Here is a 4,559-nt window from a genome sequence, read left to right as displayed (position 1 = left end):
CGCGCGGTCTGCTCCGCAGACACGACGCGCCGCCGCTACGCGGCGGTCGGAGCGCGGAGCGCTCCGAGTGATCGTTCGCTCCGCGAACGATGTGCGAGCCCGGAGGGCTCGCAGTCCGGTGCGGCCGAAGGCCGGCGGGTGGCGACTGTATGAGGGAAAGCGTGGAAAATGGTGCGCCCCCTCGTGCGGACCCATTGTGACCTGCGGAAATGCTGTTGCGTCGAGAGTGTGGAAAATGGTGCGCACCCTCTCTGACCTGCGGAAATATCGGCACTGGAAAGCGTGGACTACGGTGCGCAGTAACTCTACGTGACCGGTTCCGCGTCGAGATTGTGGAGTATGGTGCGCCCTTTTTCCACAGATGGAATCGAACGGATGTTGGGGCGCACGGTACTCCACGAAACCGACACGCGGGGAGTGGATTTGATGGTGCGTCAGCTATCCCTCATGGTCGGAGTTTGATGGATAGCCAGGCTCGGACTCTGCGATCTGACTTGACGGAGAGTCAGAAATGATCACCCGGCGTGAGGTGTCAGCCCTTGCGAGACCCCGAAAAATTTTAGTAGTCTTCTGGTGTTGGGGGACACCGCTCCCTGAGTGGAAAGCCCGAAACACCTAAGTCCCCTACCGCTGGCGCGAGTTCGAGTTTGAGGAGGACCGATCGTGAGCACGTTGCCCACCTGGCTTAGGAGTCAGATCACCGCAGCTCAGGCGGAGGCTGGGGCGGACGGCACGACGTGGTCCGTGTACGTGGCCACGGACGGTGGGCTTGTCCTGCTGGCCGGAGCGCACGACCGAGACCACGCGCAGCGCTGGCTTGACGAGTCCGGGAAGACCGGCCTTGTGGCGCGCAGTCCCAAGGCATCGGCCAACGTCTCTCCCGCCCTGTCCGGTCCGATCGCCCTGGGAGGTACGGCATGACCCGCAAGCCGCAGAACAACGCTCCCGTTGCCATGCGCGTCATGATCACTACTCCCGCCCGGAACGCTATGGAGGGACACGGCCTTACGGACGCTGTGTTGATCGTTGACGATCAACGTGTGGCGGTTGCCTACTCGGTGTTCAGCCCGGCAACCAGCCGGTACAGCCTGGTGACGCTTGACGGGCGTTGGATCATTCCGGGCAAGGACGGTTACAAGACGCGGGGGCCGGCGTCGACGTACGCGCGGAAGAACATCGCGGATGTGCGCCCGGACGGCCTTGTGATCCTGGAACCGGTGCGGCACAACGGCCGGTACGCGGTGACCCGTTACGGGCAGCGTCGGGCCGGTATCTGCCAGGGTGCCGTGTCGTACGGGCAGTACGGCTACTCCTGCCACTGTGGCGCGTCGCTCACGTGGGATGAAGTCAACCGAGACGGCTTTGTCACGGTGACGGACGGGCGTAGGGGGACGCATGTTCAGGCGTACGCGGTCCGTCGTGAGCATGGGGTGGAGTGGTCGCAGGATCTGGCCATGCAGCATGACGCGCCGGTTGTTGCGGCTACGCCGTTCCGTCCGGCTGCTGAGGTGATCGCGCAGGGGCAGGAGCGTAAGGCGGCTGAGGACGCGCGTAAGGCCGTGTCCGCGCCCGTGGCGGAGGTTCCGGCGGAGACTGCGCCCCAGGCGGACGCTCCCGCCCTTGTCGGCCCGTACGGCGTCCGCGCCTATGAGGTGATCGTGTCGAACGCGTCGGCGTTGATCGGGGGGCCGCGCAAGGTCACGCGCTGGGCTGTAGTCGACGCGAACGGGGTCACGGTGTCGGATGATCACCTGTCGAAGCTTGCTGCCGACACCCGCGCGGACTTCCTGAACGGGGAGCGCGGACAGGGTCAGACCCCGGACACGTGCCCGGAGAGCACCCCGGACAACGCGCGCCGTCTGGTGGCGTCGGGTGCCACGGGGCGCGCGTACGTGACCGGGAACGGCGCCCGGATGCGGATCGAGTCTGCGGACGGCCGGTGTGCGTTCACGCTGCACACAGTGCCGGATGAGGCGCACGACGAAGCCAAGGCCGGTTTCGCGGCAACGGCGCGGGAGTTCGCGGACGTGATCCGGAACCGTGCCGAGTCTGAGACGCAGTTCAAGCCCGCGAAGGTTCAGATGTGGTCGGGCAAGCCCGCGCCGCGTAAGGCGTTCGAGCCCAAGGACTACGCCCCGGGGTCCATGCTCGCGTGGACGGTGGACGGCGTCCGCTACACGGGGCAGGTGTGGGCGACCCGTGTGCAGGGTGGCGACTGGAACCGTAACCACTCGTCCTACAAGCCGGGGGAGGCTACGGCCGTCATCGTGGCGACCGTTGACGGCCGGCGGGCGTGTCGGGATGAGGCGGTGGCCGTGCCGCTCTACACGGGGTCGCGGCGGAAGACTGCTTACGCGCATGTGGCGTTTCCCATGGGGCCGATGGACAGTGACGGGTGCGTGCCGCGTTGGCAGGCGGACGTGACCGTGATCGCCCCGGAGTGCGCGAGCGACGGCCTGTTTGATGTGGTCACCCCCCGCGTTGACGACATGGACGTGTGGGAGGGCGAGGGCGGGGCGTTCGTGGGCGAGTACGACGATGTGCCCGAGGCTCCGGCCGTCGACGCTCCGGCGCCTGTTGCGGACGCTCCGGCCGAGTCTGCGCCCGAGGCTGAGCGCATCGTGGGGGCGTACTGCCACCGTTGCCAGGAAGACGGTTTGGTGATCGCTGGCACGTGCCGCCGTTGTGGGCGAGTGGACATCGTGGCCGCGATGACGGCGAGCGGTCCGCGCATGTGCCCGGCGGAGGAAAAGGCGCGCGCTACCGGGCGCCTGTACTGCGGCCGTTGCTTCCGTACCGGGGCGGCGCTGTACGCGTCGATGTACTGGACTGCGGACGGCGAGGGGCACCGTTTCCATATCTGCGCCGATTGCTACGGGCACCGTGTTCCGTCGGCTCAGCCTGCGGACGTCAAGGCGCCTGCGGGTGCCACGGTCCGCGCGGCGCGTAAGGCTCGGGAGTTCGCGGAGCGTCACGGCTGCTCTGCGGGGGATCAGTTCCGGGCGGCTGAGGCCGCGCGCTTGCGGGTGGCTCAGGAGTTCGGGGCGCGTGCGGGTGACGTCATCTCTGACCCGTGTGGGGAGGCCGCTTGGGACGCTTGGGAGGGTGAGGGCGGCACCGTTCCGGGCGTGGCCACCCCGGCCCCGGCCCCCGAGGGTGAGCCGTCCGACGGTGACGTCACGGCGGACGCTGCGGAGTCTGAGGCGTACGCGGCGGAGACCGCTTCGGAGCCGGCGGCCTCCACGAGACGTGACGCGAGCACATCAAGCGAGGATCGCACCCCCGTTGGGGAAGGGGGGTTTTCCCGGGAACTTGACGCGTACGCGTCAGAAAGGGGATCGGAGGTTCGCGGGCACGTGGCGGACGTTGAGGTGGCGGCCGGTACGGACACAGACGCCGCAGAGTGCGGCGATGAGCAGATGAAGGAGGCGGCCGACGTGGCCGAGGCGGAGACGTGTGAGGCGTGCGGGCGTGAGCGGCACCCGGACACGGCGCTGTATGTAGGGGCGTGCCGGCCGCAGTCCTGGACGTATTGCAGCCGCGCCAACACGGGTCAGGGGGCGATCATCCCGACTGGTGTGCAGGAGGAGGAGGCCGCCGCGGCTGACCCCGGCGCCATCGAGGCGGCGGCCGATGGTGAGGGCCAGGAGGTGAGCGAAGAGAGCGCCGACATCGTCATCCGGCACACCCCCGCCGACGGTATTTCTGTTGGGGTGCGAAGGGCGTCGTGCACTGTCGCAGTTCGCGGGTCCACTCGCCCGAGTGAGACGGCATCTGTAGGGGTGTCGTGCAAGTCGGTGCCGTCGTTCATGTCGCATGAACACACAAGTCCCCTCGGTCTTCCGGTCGTTCCGCGTACAGCTGCCCTCCGGCGCCGCGTATTGGACGGTGTTGGATGGCGACCTGCGGGTTGTCGACGCGGCGGACGAGTTCCTGCGCCATCTGCGGTTCGCTCGGGACAGTGCGGAGTCCACGTCGGAGGCATACGCGGGTGCCACCGCTCTGTATCTGCGCTGGTGCCACGAGAGCGGACGGCTCTGGACGACCGGCGCCCGGCACCTGGGTATGTTCATGGTCTGGCTCCGGTACGCGCCCAGGCTCCCGTCGGCGGCACCGGTGTTCACCGGGCCAGGCGCGAAGCAGGTGCGGGGACCGCGCCGGGTGAACGCGGTCCTGGCCGCGGTCCGTGAGTTCCTGAAGCACGCCGTCAGCACCGGTGCCGCGCCCGTGTGGGTGCTCGATCAGCTCTACGAGATCGGCGACGGCCGCGATCTGCCTGCCGAAGCGCGGGGCGAGTACGGCATCCCCCGCGGCATCGCGAAGGTCCGTCACCGTCTGCACGAGCCGGACGAGCCGGTGGACCGCGCCAGCGATGAGGAGACCGTCGCCCTGGTGCGGGCCTGCCGCTCGGCTCGGGACCGGCTGATCGTGCTGCTGATGGCCCGCGCCGGCATCCGCCGCGGCGAGGCTGTTTACTCCTTTGTGTAAGAGGTGATCTTGCTGGGTGCTGGTCGGGCCCCGGCTGACACCAGGAATGTGACGCACAGTGAGTGACCTGA

Annotated in this window: 3 protein-coding genes; all 3 read left to right on the top strand. The window is 68.2% G+C overall.

Going from position 1 to position 4,559, the window contains the following annotated elements:
* Positions 1-663: 663 nt before the first annotated feature.
* Genes ACH4UM_RS41630 through ACH4UM_RS41620 form a run of 3 tightly spaced genes read left to right on the top strand, consistent with a single transcriptional unit; the run spans position 664 to position 4,488 of the window.
* A complete protein-coding gene (locus ACH4UM_RS41630) occupies positions 664-921 on the top strand; it encodes a hypothetical protein (protein ID WP_398191844.1) in 258 nt (85 codons plus the stop codon).
* A complete protein-coding gene (locus ACH4UM_RS41625) occupies positions 918-4,190 on the top strand; it encodes a hypothetical protein (protein ID WP_398191841.1) in 3,273 nt (1,090 codons plus the stop codon). Before ACH4UM_RS41630 ends, ACH4UM_RS41625 begins: the two co-directional genes overlap by 4 nt.
* Entirely contained in the window at positions 4,162-4,488 is a 327-nt protein-coding gene (locus tag ACH4UM_RS41620; protein ID WP_398191838.1) for a hypothetical protein, read from the top strand. The genes ACH4UM_RS41625 and ACH4UM_RS41620 overlap by 29 nt, the downstream gene beginning before the upstream one ends.
* Positions 4,489-4,559: the final 71 nt, after the last annotated feature.

The organism is Streptomyces sp. NPDC020801 (assembly GCF_044334385.1).
Classification (GTDB): domain Bacteria; phylum Actinomycetota; class Actinomycetes; order Streptomycetales; family Streptomycetaceae; genus Streptomyces.
Note: the sequence above shows the minus strand (reverse complement) of the source record. Positions and strands in the feature narration are given on the sequence as shown.

Bases quoted from the DNA above. Each gene is read 5' to 3' on its own strand.
- ACH4UM_RS41625 (WP_398191841.1), top strand. From the start codon at position 918: ATGACCCGCAAGCCGCAGAACAACGCTCCCGTTGCCATGCGCGTCATG.